General features: G+C 54.1%; 15 protein-coding genes and 1 tRNA gene. 12 read left to right on the plus strand and 4 right to left on the minus strand.

The genetic code is table 11. The annotated features are described in order from the left end of the window. Positions 1 to 9: 9 nt before the first annotated feature. The 7 genes from ftsH to EQM14_RS06125 all read left to right on the plus strand — a co-directional run bounded on the left by ftsH (position 10) and on the right by EQM14_RS06125 (position 9,672). Positions 10 to 1,923 carry an ATP-dependent zinc metalloprotease FtsH gene (gene ftsH / locus EQM14_RS06095; protein WP_128742120.1) on the plus strand — a complete coding sequence of 638 codons (1,914 nt, stop codon included), beginning with the start codon at positions 10 to 12 and terminating at the stop codon, positions 1,921 to 1,923. 93 nt (positions 1,924 to 2,016) lie between these two features. Next, positions 2,017 to 3,996: a DNA gyrase/topoisomerase IV subunit B gene (locus EQM14_RS06100; protein ID WP_128742121.1), complete on the plus strand. Its 1,980-nt coding sequence runs from the start codon at positions 2,017 to 2,019 to the stop codon at positions 3,994 to 3,996. Between the two features lie 45 nt (positions 3,997 to 4,041). Beyond that, positions 4,042 to 6,273 carry a DNA gyrase/topoisomerase IV subunit A gene (locus EQM14_RS06105; protein WP_128742122.1) on the plus strand — a complete coding sequence of 744 codons (2,232 nt, stop codon included), beginning with the start codon at positions 4,042 to 4,044 and terminating at the stop codon, positions 6,271 to 6,273. Positions 6,274 to 6,508: 235 nt separating this feature from the next. Further along, positions 6,509 to 6,757: a preprotein translocase subunit SecG gene (gene secG / locus EQM14_RS06110; RefSeq protein WP_128742123.1), complete on the plus strand. Its 249-nt coding sequence runs from the start codon at positions 6,509 to 6,511 to the stop codon at positions 6,755 to 6,757. Positions 6,758 to 6,931: 174 nt separating this feature from the next. Further along, positions 6,932 to 9,037, plus strand: a complete 2,106-nt coding sequence (gene rnr, locus EQM14_RS06115) for a ribonuclease R (RefSeq protein ID WP_243112656.1) — start codon at positions 6,932 to 6,934, stop codon at positions 9,035 to 9,037. 90 nt (positions 9,038 to 9,127) lie between these two features. Further along, entirely contained in the window at positions 9,128 to 9,391 is a 264-nt protein-coding gene (locus EQM14_RS06120; RefSeq protein WP_164918982.1) for a DUF2508 family protein, read from the plus strand. Positions 9,392 to 9,408: 17 nt separating this feature from the next. Next, on the plus strand, positions 9,409 to 9,672 hold the full coding sequence (locus tag EQM14_RS06125; RefSeq protein ID WP_243112658.1) for a pro-sigmaK processing inhibitor BofA family protein: 264 nt from the start codon (positions 9,409 to 9,411) through the stop codon (positions 9,670 to 9,672). Between the two features lie 58 nt (positions 9,673 to 9,730). On the opposite strand, the gene EQM14_RS06130 is transcribed toward EQM14_RS06125, so the two are convergent. Both EQM14_RS06130 and EQM14_RS06135 read right to left on the minus strand, forming a co-directional pair. Beyond that, the gene (locus EQM14_RS06130) at positions 9,731 to 10,318 is read right to left on the minus strand and encodes a DUF4364 family protein (RefSeq protein ID WP_128742125.1); all 588 of its coding nucleotides are present in this window, start codon (positions 10,316 to 10,318) and stop codon (positions 9,731 to 9,733) included. Between the two features lie 184 nt (positions 10,319 to 10,502). Further along, positions 10,503 to 10,907: a helix-turn-helix transcriptional regulator gene (locus EQM14_RS06135; protein ID WP_128742126.1), complete on the minus strand. Its 405-nt coding sequence runs from the start codon at positions 10,905 to 10,907 to the stop codon at positions 10,503 to 10,505. A gap of 203 nt (positions 10,908 to 11,110) precedes the next feature. Between EQM14_RS06135 and EQM14_RS06140 the strand changes: the two genes are divergently transcribed. After that, a tRNA-Thr gene (locus tag EQM14_RS06140) sits at positions 11,111 to 11,186 on the plus strand. A gap of 163 nt (positions 11,187 to 11,349) precedes the next feature. Here EQM14_RS06140 and nth read toward each other — a convergent pair. Further along, positions 11,350 to 11,994, minus strand: a complete 645-nt coding sequence (gene nth, locus EQM14_RS06145) for an endonuclease III (protein WP_128742127.1) — start codon at positions 11,992 to 11,994, stop codon at positions 11,350 to 11,352. A gap of 172 nt (positions 11,995 to 12,166) precedes the next feature. On the opposite strand from nth, the gene glyA reads away from it, so the two are divergent. The 4 genes from glyA to uraA all read left to right on the plus strand — a co-directional run bounded on the left by glyA (position 12,167) and on the right by uraA (position 16,832). Further along, positions 12,167 to 13,420, plus strand: coding sequence for a serine hydroxymethyltransferase (glyA, locus tag EQM14_RS06150; protein WP_128742128.1), 1,254 nt, complete (start codon positions 12,167 to 12,169; stop codon positions 13,418 to 13,420). Positions 13,421 to 13,444: 24 nt separating this feature from the next. Further along, the gene (locus EQM14_RS06155) at positions 13,445 to 14,713 is read left to right on the plus strand and encodes a replication-associated recombination protein A (RefSeq protein ID WP_128742129.1); all 1,269 of its coding nucleotides are present in this window, start codon (positions 13,445 to 13,447) and stop codon (positions 14,711 to 14,713) included. A 65-nt stretch (positions 14,714 to 14,778) separates the two neighbouring features. Continuing rightward, positions 14,779 to 15,432, plus strand: a complete 654-nt coding sequence (locus tag EQM14_RS06160; protein WP_205703209.1) for a flavin reductase — start codon at positions 14,779 to 14,781, stop codon at positions 15,430 to 15,432. Positions 15,433 to 15,542: 110 nt separating this feature from the next. Then, positions 15,543 to 16,832: a uracil permease gene (uraA, locus tag EQM14_RS06165; protein WP_128742130.1), complete on the plus strand. Its 1,290-nt coding sequence runs from the start codon at positions 15,543 to 15,545 to the stop codon at positions 16,830 to 16,832. A 3-nt stretch (positions 16,833 to 16,835) separates the two neighbouring features. Here the strand turns inward: uraA and EQM14_RS06170 are convergent, their stop codons facing one another. Next, entirely contained in the window at positions 16,836 to 17,225 is a 390-nt protein-coding gene (locus EQM14_RS06170) for a PH domain-containing protein (protein ID WP_164918983.1), read from the minus strand. Positions 17,226 to 17,323: the final 98 nt, after the last annotated feature.

A 17,323-nucleotide genomic window follows, 5' to 3' on the forward strand; every position in this document is an offset into this window, starting at 1 on the left:
GAAATTTGTTTGGACAATAGAAAGACCGTAAAAAATATTGCCATGTTTTTGGGCATACCGATTCTGCTTCTGATTTTGCTTGCGATGGTGCTGAACAACCATTCCGATAAGACGTTTAACTATTCTGAAATTCTTTACTATTTTGAGGATCAGAAGGTTACGGATTATTCCCTGGATCTCGGCAGCGGCGAGATGATCATCAAGCTGAAGGACAACACTCAGATTTCCTATGTAGCTCCAAGCACGACGCAGCTGATCGAAGATATCCGGCCCTATGTGGAAGAGTATAACCGCGATCATCCGAATGCCCGGATGACCTTTAACTGGAAGAGGCCGGCGGAGACGACATGGCTTTCCAGCCTGCTGCCGATGCTTTTGACACTCGCCGTCATGCTGCTGTTCTGGTGGTTCATGATGAAGCGCCTGAACACCTCCATGGGTGATGCCGGGAAACAGATGAATTTCGGCAAGGCGAAGATCAAACAGATGGCGGACGAGAAACGCAAGACCACGTTTGCGGACGTGGCCGGAGCGGACGAGGAAAAGGAAGAACTGCAGGAGATTGTGGAATTCCTGAAAAATCCCCGCAAGTACAACGAGCTGGGCGCGCGCATCCCGAAGGGCGTGCTGCTGGTGGGCCCTCCGGGCACGGGTAAAACCCTGCTGGCCCGCGCGGTCGCGGGAGAGGCGGGCGTTCCGTTCTTCTCCATTTCCGGCTCCGATTTTGTCGAGATGTTCGTCGGCGTCGGCGCGTCCCGTGTGCGCGACCTGTTCGATCAGGCAAAGAAAAATTCGCCCTGCATCATCTTCATCGATGAAATCGACGCCGTGGGGCGCCAGCGCGGCGCCGGCCTCGGCGGCGGGCACGACGAGCGCGAACAGACTCTGAACCAATTGCTGGTCGAGATGGACGGTTTCGGCGCGAACGAAGGCGTTATCATGATCGCTGCGACGAACCGTCCGGACATCCTTGACCCGGCTCTGATGCGTCCCGGCCGTTTTGACCGCCAGATCATGGTCGGCTATCCGGATATCAAGGGACGCGAGGAGATTCTGAAAGTCCATGCCCGCGGCAAGCCGGTTGCCCCGGATGTCGACCTGAAGACCATCGCGAAATCCACCGCCGGTTTTACCGGCGCGGACCTGGAGAATCTGCTCAACGAATCCGCGTTGCTCGCGGCGAGGAAGAGCCTGAAGGCCATCACCATGGACGAGATCGAGGAAGCCACGATCAAGGTCGTGGTCGGAACCGAAAAGAAGAGCCATGTGATGACCGATAAGGAAAAGAAAATCACGGCCTATCATGAGGCCGGGCACGCGGTGGCGACGTTTTACTGTCCGATGCAGGACCCCGTTCACCAGATTTCGATTATCCCGCGCGGGATGGCGGGCGGCTATACGATGCAGATTCCGACGGAAGACCGTGCCTACCGTTCCCGCAGGGAGATGGAAGAGAGCCTTGTCGTCATGCTGGGAGGCCGTGTTTCGGAGGCGCTTACGCTGGATGATATCTCGACCGGCGCTTCCAACGACATTGAGCGCGCAACAAAGCTTGCGCGCAGCATGGTGACAAAATACGGAATGTCGGACGAACTCGGCCCCATTACTTACGGGCAGGATGAAGGGGAACCGTTCCTGGGCCGCGACATGGGGCATATCCGGAATTATTCTGAGGCGACCTCTTCTACGATCGACCGCGAGATCAAACGCCTGATGACCAATGCCTACGCCAAGACCGAGACCATTCTCAAGTCTCATATGGAAAAGCTGCATCAGGTTGCGAAATACTTGTTCGACAATGAAAAGATGAGCGGAGAGGAATTCGCGAAAATAATGAGAGACGGCGGCCCGGAGCCGGCGTCTCCAGAGGACGACGTGAGGCCGGGTGCTCCATCGGGGCATATGGTGGGGGAAGCCGGCTGAAAAGATCAATAGAGTTTCGGGGGAATGTTGCCGCATTCCCCTTTTGGTTGTTCTTTTGGACCCGGGGGAAATACAATCTAGGGAGGTCCCTGAATGGCGAGAAAACAGACATACGGCAATGAGAGCATTTCCGCCCTGAAAGGCGCCGACCGCGTCAGGCGCCGTCCGGCCGTTATTTTCGGCTCGGACGGAATCGAGGGCTGCGAACACTCCATTTTCGAGATCCTGTCCAACGCGATCGACGAGGCGCGGGAGGGCTATGGAAAGCAAATCACGGTGACGCGGTATCTGGACCATTCCGTGGAAGTGGAGGATCACGGCCGGGGGTGTCCGGTCGACTACAACCCAAATGAAAAACGATATAATTGGGAACTGGCTTTCTGCGAGCTTTACGCGGGAGGAAAATACAACAACAGCGCCGATGAGAGCTATGAATATTCACTGGGGCTCAACGGGCTGGGCCTCTGCGCGACGCAGTACGCCTCCGAATTTATGGATGCGGATATCCGCAGGGACGGGTACCGTTATACCCTGCGTTTCGAACACGGGGAAAATGTCGGAGGGCTGAAAAAAGAAGAATATAAGGGCAGGGACACCGGCTCCCGCTTTCGCTGGAAGCCGGACCTTCAGGTCTTTACGGATATCGACGTTCCTATTGAATATTATCTGGATATGCTGAAACGCCAGGCGATCGTCAACGAGGGGATCACGTTCCTGTTCCGGAATCAGGCCGGGGCGGGATTCGAAACCACGACGTTTCTCTATGCGAACGGGATCGCGGATTACGCGGAGGAAATCGCGGGGGAAGACGCGCTGACTCCGGTCCAGTTCTGGCGGGCGGAGCGCATGGTGCGCGACCGGGCGGACAAGCCCGAATACAAAGTGAAGGTCAACGTCGCCGCCGCTTTCTCCAATCGGAACCGGCTGATCGAATATTACCACAATTCCAGCTGGCTGGAGCACGGCGGTTCTCCCGACAAGGCCGCCCGGAACGCATTCGTTTATCAGATTGACTCATATCTGAAACAGAACAACAAGTACAATAAAAATGAGAGCAAAATCAACTTTGCGGACGTCGAGGACTGCCTCATCCTGGTTATTTCCTCTTTCTCCAACCGCACGTCGTATGAAAACCAGACGAAGAAAGCAATTACCAACAAAGGAATCCAGGAAGCCATGACGGAGATGCTCCGACACCAGCTTGAGGTTTATTTTATTGAAAATCCGGCCGATGCGGAGAAAATCGCGGCGCAGGTTCTCATCAACAAACGCAGCCGGGAGGACGCGGAAAAAACGCGCCTGAACCTGAAAAAGAAGCTGACGACCAATCTGGACCTGACCAACCGCGTGGCCAAATTCGTCGACTGCCGGAGCCGGGACGCCGGAGAGCGGGAAATCTTCATCGTGGAGGGCGATTCGGCGCTCGGTGCGTGCAAACAGGCGCGCGACCCGAATTTTCAGGCGATTATGCCGATCCGCGGCAAAATTTTGAACTGCCTGAAGGCGGACTACGATAAAATATTCAAAAGCGATATCATCACCGACCTGATCAAGGTGCTGGGCTGCGGGGTGCAGGTCAGGTCGAAGGCCAGCCGGGAGCTTTCCTCCTTTAACATCGATCTTCTGCGCTGGAATAAGATCATTCTGTGCACCGATGCCGACGTGGACGGATACCAGATCCGGACGCTTCTGCTGACCATGCTTTACCGGCTGACGCCGACGCTGATTGAGGAAGGTAAGGTGTTTATCGCGGAATCCCCGCTTTATGAGATCCAGGCGAAGGACAAGACCTATTTCGCCTTTACGGAACGGGAAAAAGAAGAATTTTCCGAACAGCTGAGAGGGCAGAAGGTAACGGTTCAGCGCTCCAAGGGGCTGGGCGAGAACGAGCCGGACATGATGAACCTGACAACCATGAATCCGGCGACACGGCGCCTGATCCGCGTCCTTCCGGATGAAGCGGAACAGACCAGCCGGATGTTCGACCTCCTTCTCGGCGATGACCTGGATGGGAGAAAGGACTTTATCGCCCGGAACGGGCCCAGGTACATTGATGCCTCCGATTTGAGCTGAATGCTTTTTTGAATCTTTGATCGAAATGGTGGTGCGGCAGAATTCATGCCCAAAAAGAAGAAAGAATCAGCCCCCCAAAGTGCCGGCGCGCACGGCGTCATCAACGGCGCAGGTGAGGTTGTTGAAGAAAAAATAACGGATACGCTTGAAAAAAACTATATGCCCTATGCGATGAGCGTGATCCTTTCCAGAGCAATTCCGGAGATAGACGGGTTTAAGCCCTCCCATCGGAAGCTGCTCTATACCATGTATAAAATGGGCCTGCTGGGGCCGGCCCGGACCAAGAGCGCCAATATTGTCGGTCAGACCATGCGGCTGAATCCCCATGGCGACGCGGCCATTTACGACACCATGGTGCGGCTGAGCCGCGGGTACGAGGCGCTGCTTCATCCCTATGTGGACTCCAAGGGAAATTTCGGCAAATTCTATTCCCGCGACATGGCCTATGCCGCCTCCCGCTACACGGAGGCGCGGCTCGACAATATCTGTGAAGAGCTGTTTCGCGACATTGACCGGGACACCGTCGATTTTGTAGACAATTATGACAACACCGTGAAAGAGCCCACTCTGCTGCCGGCGACTTTTCCGACCGTGCTGGTCAATGCGAACACGGGCATCGCCGTCGGCATGGCAAGCTCGATTTGTCCGTTCAACCTGGCGGAGGTCTGTAAAACGACCGTGAGCCTGCTGAAAGACCAGCAGCATGAGATCGATTCGACCCTTTTGGCGCCTGATTTTCCGGGCGGCGGGCAGATCCTGATGGATCGGGACGCCTTGCGTAAAATATATGAGACGGGGCGCGGTTCCATCCGGATCCGCTCCCGGTTCCGTTACGACCCGGACGCGAACTGCGTCGATGTGGTGGAAATTCCGCCGACCACGACGGTGGAGGTTATTGTCGAGAAGGTTGTGGAATTAGTCCGTCAGGGAAAAATCAGGGAAATTTCGGATATCCGCGACGAAACCGGCCTCGACGGACTGAAAATCACGATAGACCTGAAACGGGGAACAGACCCGGACAAGCTGATGCTGCGCCTGTTCAAGATGACGCCCCTGGAGGACAGCTTTTCCTGCAATTTTAATGTACTGGTGAACGGCACGCCGCGCGTCATGGGAGTCAGGGAACTGCTGAACGAATGGACGGCGTTCCGGGTAAAATGTGTTCGCCGCCGAACGGAATTCGACCTGAAAAAAAAGCAGGAAAAACTGCACCTGCTCAAAGGCCTGCAGGCGATTCTGCTGGATATCGACAAAGCGGTTGCCATCGTGCGCTCGACCGAGGAGGAGGAAGAGGTTGTTCCGAACCTCATGATCGGGTTTGGCATCGACCGGATTCAGGCTGATTACGTCGCCGAAATCAAGCTGCGCCATCTGAACCGCGAGTATATTCTGAAACGCACGGAGGAAACGGAGCAGCTGGAACAGGAAATCGGCCGTCTTCAAAGAATTCTTGAAAACGATTTGGAGATTCGGAAGATCATCGTCGGAGAACTCAACGAAGTGGCTGGAAAATATGGGAAGCCACGGCGCACCGAATTGATTTACCCTGGCGAGATCGAGGAATACACAGAAGAGGAAATTCCGGATTATCCGGTCAACCTGTTTCTGACAAAGGACGGATATTTTAAGAAAATCACGCCGCTTTCGCTGCGGATGGGCGGCGACCAGAAATTGAAGGAAGGGGACGAAGTCAGCCAGCATCTGGAAAGTACGAATTCCGCCGAGCTGCTGTTCTTTACGGACCGCTGTTCTGTTTATAAGGCGAAGGCCTCGGATTTTCCGGATACCAAGGCCAGCGTTCTGGGGGAATATATTCCCGCGAAGCTCGGCATGGAGGAGGGGGAGACGCCGGTTTATCTGGCGGTCACGACGGACTATTCCGGCTTTATGATGTTCTTTTTTGAGAACGGCAAAGCGGCCAAGGTCGATTTGAATTCCTATGAGACAAAGACGAACCGCCGCAGGCTCGTCAATGCCTACAGTGATAAAAGCCCGCTGGCGTCCTGTTTCCAGATTGCGGAAGACGGGGAATTTCTGTTGACTTCCTCCCAGGGAAGGATTCTTCTGCTGCACACCGGCGCCGTTCAGAGCAAGACCACACGCTCTACCCAGGGCGTCGCGGTGATGACGCTCCGGCGCGGGGCAAGACTGCTTCGTGTTGAAAAATATGAGGAAGGGACCCTGAAAAAACCGGACCGCTACCGGAAAACCATTCCGGCGGTCGGGGCCATGCCCGCTGCGGAGGATACTCAGGGCGAGCAGCTCACTCTTTCATGAACATAAAAATCACCGCTGAAAAACCAATAGCTTTCCAGCGGTGGGACAGTTCAAGCGGCAAACGCAGTCAAACGTAATCGCTTTTCTTTGTCCATGCATTAGAGTTTCCTGGCGGTTTGGCCATTATTCACTTTTCGTCCCATTTTTAGAAATATATCCGGCGATCCTCTTGCAAACAGGCTTCGTTTGTGATACCATCATAAAAGAGGATTCGGAAAGATTTTGGAGGTAGATTATGTCAGTCGCTGAGATTGTGTTGGGAGTCGTACTGATTTTATTTTCCATCGCGATTACGATTGTGGTTTTGATGCAGGAGGGCCACGAACAGAATGTCGGTGTGGTCACGGGCGGCGCGGATACATTCCTGACGAAAAACAAGGCGCGTTCCGTGGATGCTTTTTTAGCCCGCTGGACGAAAATTATTGCGATCGGTTTCTTTCTGCTTGTGATTATTATTAACGCTTATTTGTTTTTTGGAGCCTGAACACAGAATACTGTTTCGCCCCGCTTGGCAAGAGCGGGGCGTTTCTTATATGGCCGCGTAATTTGGACGCCTGGGCGGAAAGCGGAAGGGAATCGCGCTGTCTAAAATTTGCAGTTTAGGGAATTCTATCATGAGCCTTGAGGAGAACAGCAGACCGTGATTGGAGGGAAGAATTTGGGAGAAACAAAAGAAATTATTATGTCATACCTCAATAAGATACCGCAGGGCATTTCGTCGCGCGATTTAATCAAACGGCTCAGACTGAGCCGGAAGGATTACAATAAGGCGTTGGATGAACTGCAGAAAGAGGGCAAAGTCTCGGTCAGCAGAAGCCGCAGAATCCGCAGGGTAAAAGAGAAATCCACGGTTGACGCCACGATCGTTTCTCTTTCCAGAGGATTTGCTTTTGCCCGTCCGGACGGCGGCGGAGATGACATTTTCATTCATGCCGACCACCTGAAAAATGCCTTTATTAAAGACAGGGTAAAGCTGCACCGCGTCAGGCAGAGTCCCAAGGGACCCAGCGCGGAGGTGGATTCCATCTCTGAGAAAAGCAGCCGTGTAATCACCGGAACTCTGAACAAAGCAAAAGATCGATGTGAAATGGCCCCGGACGACGCGATCCGATATCCGATCCGGGTTGTGAAGAACCTGCCGCGCGGGATAAAAAGCGGGGACAAGATCCAGGCGAAAATCAGCAGACAGAAAAATTCAGACGAGCTTCAGGCGGAAATCGTTAAAGTCTATGGAAAATCGAACAGCGCCAAAGTCTGCGCCGACGCGATCCTCGATCAATATGGAATCCGGACCCGCTTTGAAAAGGAAGCGGCGGAAGAGGCGAAACGCGTTTCCTCGTCCGCAATTTCGGAAGCGGACCTGACAGGAAGGCTGGACCTTCGGAAGCTTGCCATTTGCACGATCGACGGCGCGGGTGCGAAAGACCTTGACGACGCCGTTTCCGTCAGCAAAACGAAGAAGGGGTTCCGGCTGGGAGTCCATATCGCGGACGTGTCGCATTATGTGAAGGAAGACGGGGCGCTGGACCGGGAGGCGTTTGCACGGGGGACCTCCGTTTACTTTGCCGACCGCGTCGTTCCCATGCTTCCGGAGGAACTTTCCAACGGCGCGTGCTCTTTAAACGCCGGCGCGGACAAGCTGGCGTTTTCCGCAATGATCGAATTGAGTCTCGATGGAGAGATTCTGTCCTACCGTTTCCGGAAAAGCGTGATCCGTTCCCGGGTCCGCGGCGTTTACTCGGAGGTGAATCAGATTTTTTCCGGAAAAGCGGACCGTGAACTGAAGAAAAAATACTATCCGGTGATTCGATCTCTGAATGCGGCGCGGGAGCTTGCGAAAATCCTCAAAAAGCGTTCGGGGGAGAACGGCTCCTTCGATATTGAGAGCACGGAATCCGAATTTACGCTGAACGAGCGGGGGGTCTGTGTGGATGTCCGTCCGCGCTCGAGCGGAGAAGCGGAAGAGATGATCGAACAGCTGATGATCACGGCGAACCAGGCCGCGGCAAAGCTGGCGAAAACGAAGGGGATCCCCTTCGTTTACAGAGTCCATGAACAGCCCGACCCGGAGCGGGTCAAGACGCTGATTCAGCTGGTGGACGCGGTCGGGCTGAATTCCCGCACGCTGAAGAAGAAGGGGGAGCTTTCCGCCGCCGATTTCGGTGCGGTATTGGATCAGGCGCAGGGCACGCCGATTCAGAAGGTGATATCGCACCAGCTGCTGCGGACCATGGCGAAGGCCCGCTACGACTCCAAGCCGATCGGGCATTTCGGGCTTGCGCTGGAGGACTACTGCCACTTTACCTCTCCGATCCGCAGATACCCCGACCTTGCGATTCACCGCATCCTGACGGCGCTGCTGACGGAAAAGGACCAGGGCAGGATCAACCGTTTTCAGGGTTTTGCCGTCGGCGCCGCAAAATCCTCCTCCAATGCCGAGGTGCGCGCCATGGGGGCGGAACGCGATGCGGAGGATTGCTATATGGCCGAATACATCGGCCGGCACATCGGTGAAGTTTTCGACGGGGTCGTCAGCGGAGTGACGCAGCGCGGCATTTTTGTGGAGCTTGCCAACACGGTGGAGGGATTTGTGCCGATCGACAGTTTTCAGGACGCAAACTACCAGTTTGACGGCATGATTACCCAGGTTGACCGCAACTCGGGCAAAAAGCTGACCATCGGACAGCCGATGCGCATTCAGGTGGTTTCCGCCGACGTGGCGGGCGGCCGCATCGATTTCGCGCCTGCCGGCGACCCGGATTAATTTTTTACTTTTTCCATTCGTTGCATAAAAACTGGAATAAAAGCCCATCCTACTGGCATAAGAATGAAACCGGAAGGCGGAATTGTCAGTATGGAATCTGTATTAAAACTCTTGCAGCGCACCACTACCGACTGCGAGGAGGCAAAAGACAGCCTCGACCGGCAGCAGATCGTAGATGCAATCCGGGACGTATCGCGCCAGCTTGCCTATAACGAATGCTGGTTTCAGCTTGAATCCGATGAAAACCTGATCGATGCCTGCATCTATCAGCGGGAAGAACTGAAATCGCGTTATCGCTATTTTCTGAAACTGGCAAAGCAGAAGGGTGTTAACTGCGCTTCCTTCCAAGAATAAGGAGCGGAGGTGTAAAATTGCAGAAGCTGACGGCCATCGTGTGTGCGCTGGGTGTTTTTGCCTTGCTGGTACTGATCCAGGTCATCGTAAAAGCGGAACATCCGGTCCGAAGGGCCATCGGGGGAATTTTAACCGGACTTTGCGCGCTTGTGGTTGTAAATCTGACAGGATGTTTCACCGGGGTTACTCTTCCAATCAGCCCGCTGACGCTCGGCGTTTCGGGTGCGGCAGGAATATCGGGGGTTACAATGCTGCTTTTGCTGGATCTTATTTTAAAATAGGCTGCGGGGGATCGTTCCCTGCAGCCTATTTTAAAATGCAAAAGTTGCCGGTTGCCCGCTATGATTCTTTCGGAAGGAAACCAGCCGCCATGTCGTTTCGACCCGTGACAAGGGCCAGCAGCATCCGGTAAACGGCTTCGGGAGAACGGTGGAAATTTTCTTTCACCATATTGGCCTGGTAAAGGTCGGGGACGTAGAGAGTGATGCTCATCAAATCCATATCCCCGCCTGAAATGTGACAAATCACATGATATCCCTTGTCCAACTTGACAAACTCAACGCGGTTTTCCCGTTCGCGCCTTGCTTCGGCCAACAGCCGGATCGCTGCGCCGACGGCTTTGTCGCGGACAGAGGGAGGTAAAGCCGTGTCCAGCTGCTTTGCTATCATCTTTCCGCTGTCGCTCAGGGAAAAGGTATCCGGGCTGTCCCTGTCCGGGATGAGAATTCCCTTTTCGGACATTTCCGCAATGGCGTCCGCCAGTTCAAAATAATTTGCAAGCCCGTTGTTCTGTATCATCTCTATCATGTCATCTTTTGCAAGCGGAACGCCGACACTGTCCAGCAGGTAACAGATTAAAATTCTGATTTCATTTTTCGTCCTCAGTCCCCCGGGGTCAATTCCGGCTGAAAAAGCGTCAAAGGCCATTTCGAATCGCCTCCCTGATCCTTTTTGATTATTTTACCACAGATTGAAGATCATGGAAAGTGGGGAAAGGGTGGCGATAACGGCGGTGAATAAAAAAATCGCTGATCCTGTGAAGCACGGTCCGGCTGGGTTTAAATTCCCGTTTCAGAGCGTGTTTCCCAGGATCAGCACCATGGCGAATCAGCTAATTTCTGGTATCTTTAGAAGCTTTCTCCATGCTGTCTTTCAGGGCAGAAAACAATTTCTCTTTTTGGCTGTCGGGACAGGCCCGGAAAAGCCCGACCAGTTCTTTTTCCAAAGGGGTTAATTCGTAAATATGGCTTGAATTTTTCTTTCCGTGTATATAGACCGATTTGCTTCCGCTGTCCGCGACGGAAGGTGGGCTGGGTTCATCCGCCAATAGCTCGTTGATGGAGATATTAAATACTCTGGCCAAGATGATGAGGGCGGAAACATCCGGCATGGTCTTTCCAATTTCGTAATAAGAATAAGTGGAACGGTCAATATTCAATATTTTGGCAATTTGATTCTGCGTATAGCCGCTTTTGATGCGCAATTCGCGCAGTCTTTCGTTAATGCGAATTTTCATCAACTTGCAATTCCGCCTCTTTTTACATTATATGCCAGAAAAGTATATATTTATTGCTGTTGATTCGATTATATCTTCATTCCTGAATGAAACATAAATTTGGTGATTATTATTCACTGCTTTGCGGAAATTAACGGACTCCGCCGAAAAAAGTACTTGACGGGCAAAGAATTGTTTAGTATAATAATTTGGTCGGTAAAAGTGCTACTGTGGCTCAGTTGGTAGAGCAGCGCATTCGTAATGCGCAGGTCGTCAGTTCGAGTCTGACCAGTAGCTCCAGAAAAAAGCCAGGAATCGTAAAAGGTTCCTGGCTTTTTTCTGGTTTGGTCTATTTTGTTTTTCAGGACGGGATCCCTTAAAAAAACGGACGGGCTTGTCATGCCTGTCCGTTTTCTCCAAACCCGCCGGAAAGGATGATTTTGTCGATCCCGGGAGAAAGAAATCAGATGTTTGTTTGTTTTTCGACCGGATTTTTGCAGAATTCCCTCATGGAGCAATTTCCGCAGTCCGGGTTTCTGGCTGTACAGACGGCCCGGCCGTGGAGAACCAGCCGGTGGCAGAAATCATTGGATTCCTCCGGCGGCAGGATCTTTCTCAGTTGCGTTTCCACTTTGAGAGGATCCTTGCCTTCGCTCAGCCCCAGGCGGCCGCAGATGCGGATGCAGTGAGTGTCCGTGACGACGGCCGGTTTGCCGTAGATATCCCCGACGATGAGGTTTGCCGTTTTCCTGCCGACTCCCGGCAGCTTTGTCAGCTCTTCAATGGTGTCCGGAACCCTTCCCTCATAATCCGATTTCAATTTCCGGCACATGGCGAGGATATCGCGGGCTTTGGTCTTATACAGCCCGCAGGAATGAATGATCGGCTCAATGTCTTCCGCGGACGCTCCGCAAAATGCGTCGATCGTGGGGAAAAGCCTGAACAGTTCAGGCGTGACCTGATTCACCCGCGCGTCGGTGCATTGGGCGGAAAGCCGGGTGGCGATCAAAAGCTGGAGCGGCTCGGTGTAGGTCAGGGAGCAGATCGCATCCGGATATTCTTTTTTCAAAGCCTGGATCGCAAGCGAGGCACGCTGCTTTTTGGTCATTTTGATCCTCCGTTTCAGTATGATTTTTTTCATTATAAACTTTTCTGTTGTGAATGGCAATGGATGTGCGGACCGGAAATCCGAGGAGCGCTTTTTGCAGGGCCGCCGTTGCGTTTTTGCATGTTACAGGTTATAATAGGGATAAATTTGTTCGGGAAAGGGTTTGAATACGATGTACAGTGATATGATGAATACCATCGGCCTTGTTTCCGGGGCCGACCCGGAGGTCGGCGCCGCGATGGCCCGGGAACTGGGCCGGCAGAGGGACAATCTGGAACTGATCGCATCCGAAAATCTCGTTTCGCCCGCCGTAATGGCGGCGATGGGAAGCGTTTTGACCAACAAATACGCGGAAGGATATCCGGGAAAACGCTACTACGGCGGGTGCCAGTATGTTGACATTGTGGAGGACCTGGCTCGTCAGCGTGCCTGCAGGCTGTTCGGCGCGGAACATGCCAATGTGCAGCCTCATTCCGGCGCTCAGGCGAACCTGGCGGTGTATTTTGCCCTTTTAAAGCCCGGCGACACGGTGATGGGAATGAATCTTTCGGAAGGCGGGCATCTGACCCATGGATCGCCAGTCAATCTGTCCGGAAGCTACTACCATTTCGTCTCTTACGGCGTCAGCCCGGAGACAGGCCGGATCGACTACGACGCGGTTTATGAAACGGCGATGAAAGTAAAGCCGAAACTGATCGTGGCGGGCGCCAGCGCCTATCCGCGTGTGATCGATTTCAAACGCTTCCGCGAGATCAGCGATGCCTGCGGGGCGCTGCTGATGGTCGACATGGCGCATATCGCGGGCCTTGTCGCGGCCGGAGAGCACCCGAATCCGGTCGAGTGGGCGCAGATCGTCACGACGACGACGCATAAAACCCTGCGGGGCCCGCGCGGCGGCCTGATCCTCTGCAAGGAAGAATACGCGAAGGCCATCGACAAGGCGATTTTCCCCGGAACACAGGGCGGCCCGCTGATGCACATCATCGCGGGAAAGGCCGTTTGCCTGGGCGAGGCGCTGAAGCCGGAGTTCAAGCAATACGCGCACCGGATTGTTGTCAATGCGAAAGCGCTGGGTGACGGCCTGATGAAACGCAACGTCAAGCTTGTCTCCGGAGGCACGGACAATCACCTGATGATGGTGGACCTTTCCGGACTGGAGCTGACGGGCAAGGAACTGGAGCAGCGCCTTGATTCCGTCAATATCACGGCAAACAAAAATACCGTCCCGAACGAGCAGCGCAGCCCGTTTATCACGAGCGGCCTGAGACTGGGCACGCCGGCCGTCACCACGCGCGGCCTGGACGCGGCGGATATGGACCGCATTGCGGACTGCATCAGCCTTGCCGTTTTCGACTTTGAGCCGAACCGCGAAAAGATCCGCACGGCGGTGCATGAAATCTGTGCCCGTCACCCGCTTTACGAATAATTCACCAAGGAAGGGATGGTGCCGATGTCGGCTCCTCTTGCGGACCGGATCCGCCCCCGCGAACTGAGCGAGATTGTCGGGCAGCATCATCTGCTCGACCCCGGCAGGCCGCTGCGGCGCATTATAGAGTCGGGGGAAATCCCGAACATGGTCTTTTACGGACCGTCGGGGATCGGCAAGACAACGCTTGCATCCATTATCGCGGCGAGAACCAGCCGCAAGCTGGTCAGGATGAACGGCACCACCGCCACTACGGCGGACATCCGCGACGTTGTGAACCAGTTGGATACGCTGGAAGCCCCGAACGGAATCCTTCTCTATCTGGACGAGATCCAGTATTTCAATAAAAAGCAGCAGCAGACGCTGCTGGAATTCATTGAGAACGGTTCGATTACACTGATTGCGTCGACGACGGAAAATCCCTATTTTTATGTTTACGGCGCGATTCTGAGCCGGTCGACGGTGTTTGAGTTCAAACCGGTGGAGAAAGAAGACGTTCGCGAGGCGGCAAAGCGGGCGTTCGGCATTCTGGAGGAGGAGCAGCACCGCGGCATCCGGGTGGAACCCGGCGCTTTGGACGTGATTGCTTCCGCCTGCGGCGGCGATGTCCGCAAGGCGATGAACGCGGTGGAGCTCTGCGTTGTGTCCGGTGAGGAAAAAGACGGCGCCTGTCTCGTGACGGAACAGCTTGCCAGGGACCTGACGCAGCGCAGCGCGATGAAATATGACCGCGCGGGAGATGAGCATTACGACATCCTTTCCGCGTTCCAGAAATCCATGCGCGGCTCCGATCCGGACGCCGCAGTCCATTATCTGGCCCGTCTGCTGGAGGCCGGGGACCTTCCCTCCGCGTGCCGCAGGCTGATGGTCTGCGCCTGCGAAGACGTGGGGCTCGCTTATCCGCTGATTATTCCGATCGTCAAGGCAGCCGTGGACGCGGCGCTTCAGGTCGGTCTGCCGGAGGCGCGGATCCCGCTGGCCGATGCAGTGGTGCTGGTGGCCTGTTCGCCAAAGTCGAATTCGGCCTACTGCGCGGTGGATGCGGCGGTCGCCGACCTGCGGGCCGGCAAAACGGGGCCGATTCCCCGCAGACTTCAGAATAAGCACTACGACGGGGAGGACAATCCGAGAAAGGGCCAGTTCTATCAGTATGCCCACGATTTTCCGCACCACTGGGTCCGGCAGCAATACCTTCCGGACGTATTGAAGGATACGGTTTACTATCGGTGGGGGGACAATAAGACAGAACAGGCATTTCGGAAATATTGGGAAGAAATCAAAAAAGAAAAGTAATTTTATGTTGATTATCAGCCGAATATGAGATATACTAGTAAAAATGCGTTTTGGAGGAAGCCGACTTGAACGATTTGATTTTGAACAGCCTGTCTTACGGGATGTATGCAATCGGCGTGAAAGACGGGGAAAAAGTTTCCGCTTGTATTGTCAATACGGCCGTGCAGGTTGCCCGCAATCCAAACACAATTGCCGTCAGTCTGAATCATGAAAATTACAGTTGTGAGTGCATTCAGAAAAACGGCCTTTTCAGCGTTTCCGTCCTTTCAGAGGATACCTCCGGCACGGTAATCGGCGCTTTGGGCTTTTCATCCGGACGCGACACGGATAAGCTCAAAAACGTCAGGCACCGCATCCTTGCGGAGGGCGTTCCGATTATTAAGGAGAATACATGCTGCTGGTTTCTTTGCAAGGTCCTCTCTTCGTCCGAAACGGCGACCCACACGATTTTTATTGCCGAAGTGATTGCGGGCAGTGAAAAATCGGTGGGCAAGCCGATGACTTATGAATATTACCACAGAGTCATTAAGGGCAGGGCACCGAAAAACGCGCCGACCTACAGGGAAGAGAAGCAGACGGAACAGAGCGGAGAAAGCTGGATCTGCACTGTTTGCGGTTATATTTACAATGATCCCTTCGTTCCCTTTGAGGAATTGCCGGACGATTGGGTCTGCCCCATTTGCGGGGCGCCGAAGTCGGCATTCAAACGACAGCAGTAAGATGACAGAAAAGCTCACACCGATGTATTCCATACACCGGGCGGGCTTTTTTTTTGAGTAAAAAAGCGCAGCTTTTTACTGAATATATAAAGATTGAGGAGTGTTTATCTATGACAAAGCAAATCATCCAGGTTGAGGAAAAGCCGCCTGTGCCCAAGGCGATCCCGCTTTCGGTGCAGCATCTTTTCGCCATGTTCAGCGCTTCGGTGCTGGTTCCGGTCCTGCTGGGGATCAGTCCTTCCGTGGTCCTGTTCATGAACGGGATCGGCACGCTGCTCTACATATTGATTACGGGAGGCAAGGCCCCGGCTTTCCTGGGTTCCAGCTTCGCCTTTATTGCCCCCGCGGGAATCATCATCGGAACCAAGGGACTGGGATATCCGTATGCGCTTGGCGGGTTTGTGGTTTCCGGTGCGGTGTTTTGCTTTGTTGCGGTCATTATCCGTTTCTGCGGCACGAGATGGATCGACGTGATTCTTCCGCCCGCGGCCATGGGTTCCGTCGTGGCGCTGATCGGTCTGGAGCTTTCCGGAACGGCGGCCAACATGGGCGGGCTGATTTTAAGCGATACCTATACGCAGATCGACCCAAAAAAAATCACGGTGTTTCTGATTACGCTGGGGGTCGCCGTGTTCGGCAGCGTGCTGTTCCGCAAATTTCTGGCGGTTATTCCGATTTTAATTGCGATTGTGATCGGCTATTGCGTCGCGTGGGGGATGGGAATGATCGATTTCTCGGCGGTCGCCGCCGCTCCGGCCTTTGCGGTTCCGAATTTCCAGCCGGCCAAATTCGACTGGAATGCGATCTCCATTATTCTGCCGGCGACGCTGGTTGTGGTTTCGGAGCACATCGGTCATCAGATCGTGACCGGCAAAATCGTCGGGCGCGACCTGCTGCGGAATCCGGGCCTGCACCGCACCATGCTCGGCGACGGCCTTTCGACCATGCTCTCCGGGCTCTGCGGCTCCGTGCCCACGACGACTTACGGCGAAAATATCGGCGTCATGGCGATGACCGGCGTATACAGCGTCTGGGTGATTGGCGGCGCGGCCGTTCTGTCCATCGCGATTTCTTTCCTCGGCAAGGTCTCCGCGGTGATCCAGTCGATCCCGGGTCCCGTCATGGGCGGCGTCAGCTTCCTGCTCTACGGAATGATCGCCTCCTCCGGCGTGAGGCTTCTGGTTGACCAGAAAGTGGATTACAGCCGTTCCCGCAATCTCGCCATGACCAGTATCGTTCTGGTGACGGGCCTTTCCGGCGCGTTCGTCCAGCTTTGGAAGGTCAAGCTGACCGGAATGTCCCTCGGCGCCGTGGTAGCCATGCTGCTCGGTCTTATTTTCTGGATCATTGACCGGTTCCATGCGGCAAACGACTATGAAGAGGAGCCGGTACAGGAATAGGGATCAAATGCTCATCAGCTCAAGGCGCCACCGTTCGGTTTCTTCCGGAGTCTGACCGCCTAAAAGGATCGTCCCGGCGTAACATCGAATGAGCAGCACGGGCTGGTTTTTCGCGCAAGCATACACCTGACAGGGACCGATTCCCTCGAGCACAAAATGTCCGGCCATTCTGCCCATGCTCAGACCGTTTGTCCGGATTCCGGCGGGGACGGAAGGCAAAACCTGTATTCCCGAAATGGAATCGAGCGGGAATGAGCAGGAATATAGCGGAGCAGAGATCAATCCCGTACCGTTTTTAATCTGAAAACGGATCGGTGCGAAATTTGTTACATATAAGGCTCCGGCGATCAGTGAAAAGAGAACGGCCGTTGTAATAATTGCTGGCAGATACATGAAATCAAGACCTTTTTGTTGACAAGTTTTGCTTTTTCTTTCATTTATTATAAACATTGTGTGAGACAAAATGCAAGCGGTTGGGGAGGTGCCTAATT

Source organism: Caproiciproducens sp. NJN-50, from assembly GCF_004103755.1.
In the GTDB taxonomy this organism is placed as follows: domain Bacteria; phylum Bacillota; class Clostridia; order Oscillospirales; family Acutalibacteraceae; genus Caproicibacter.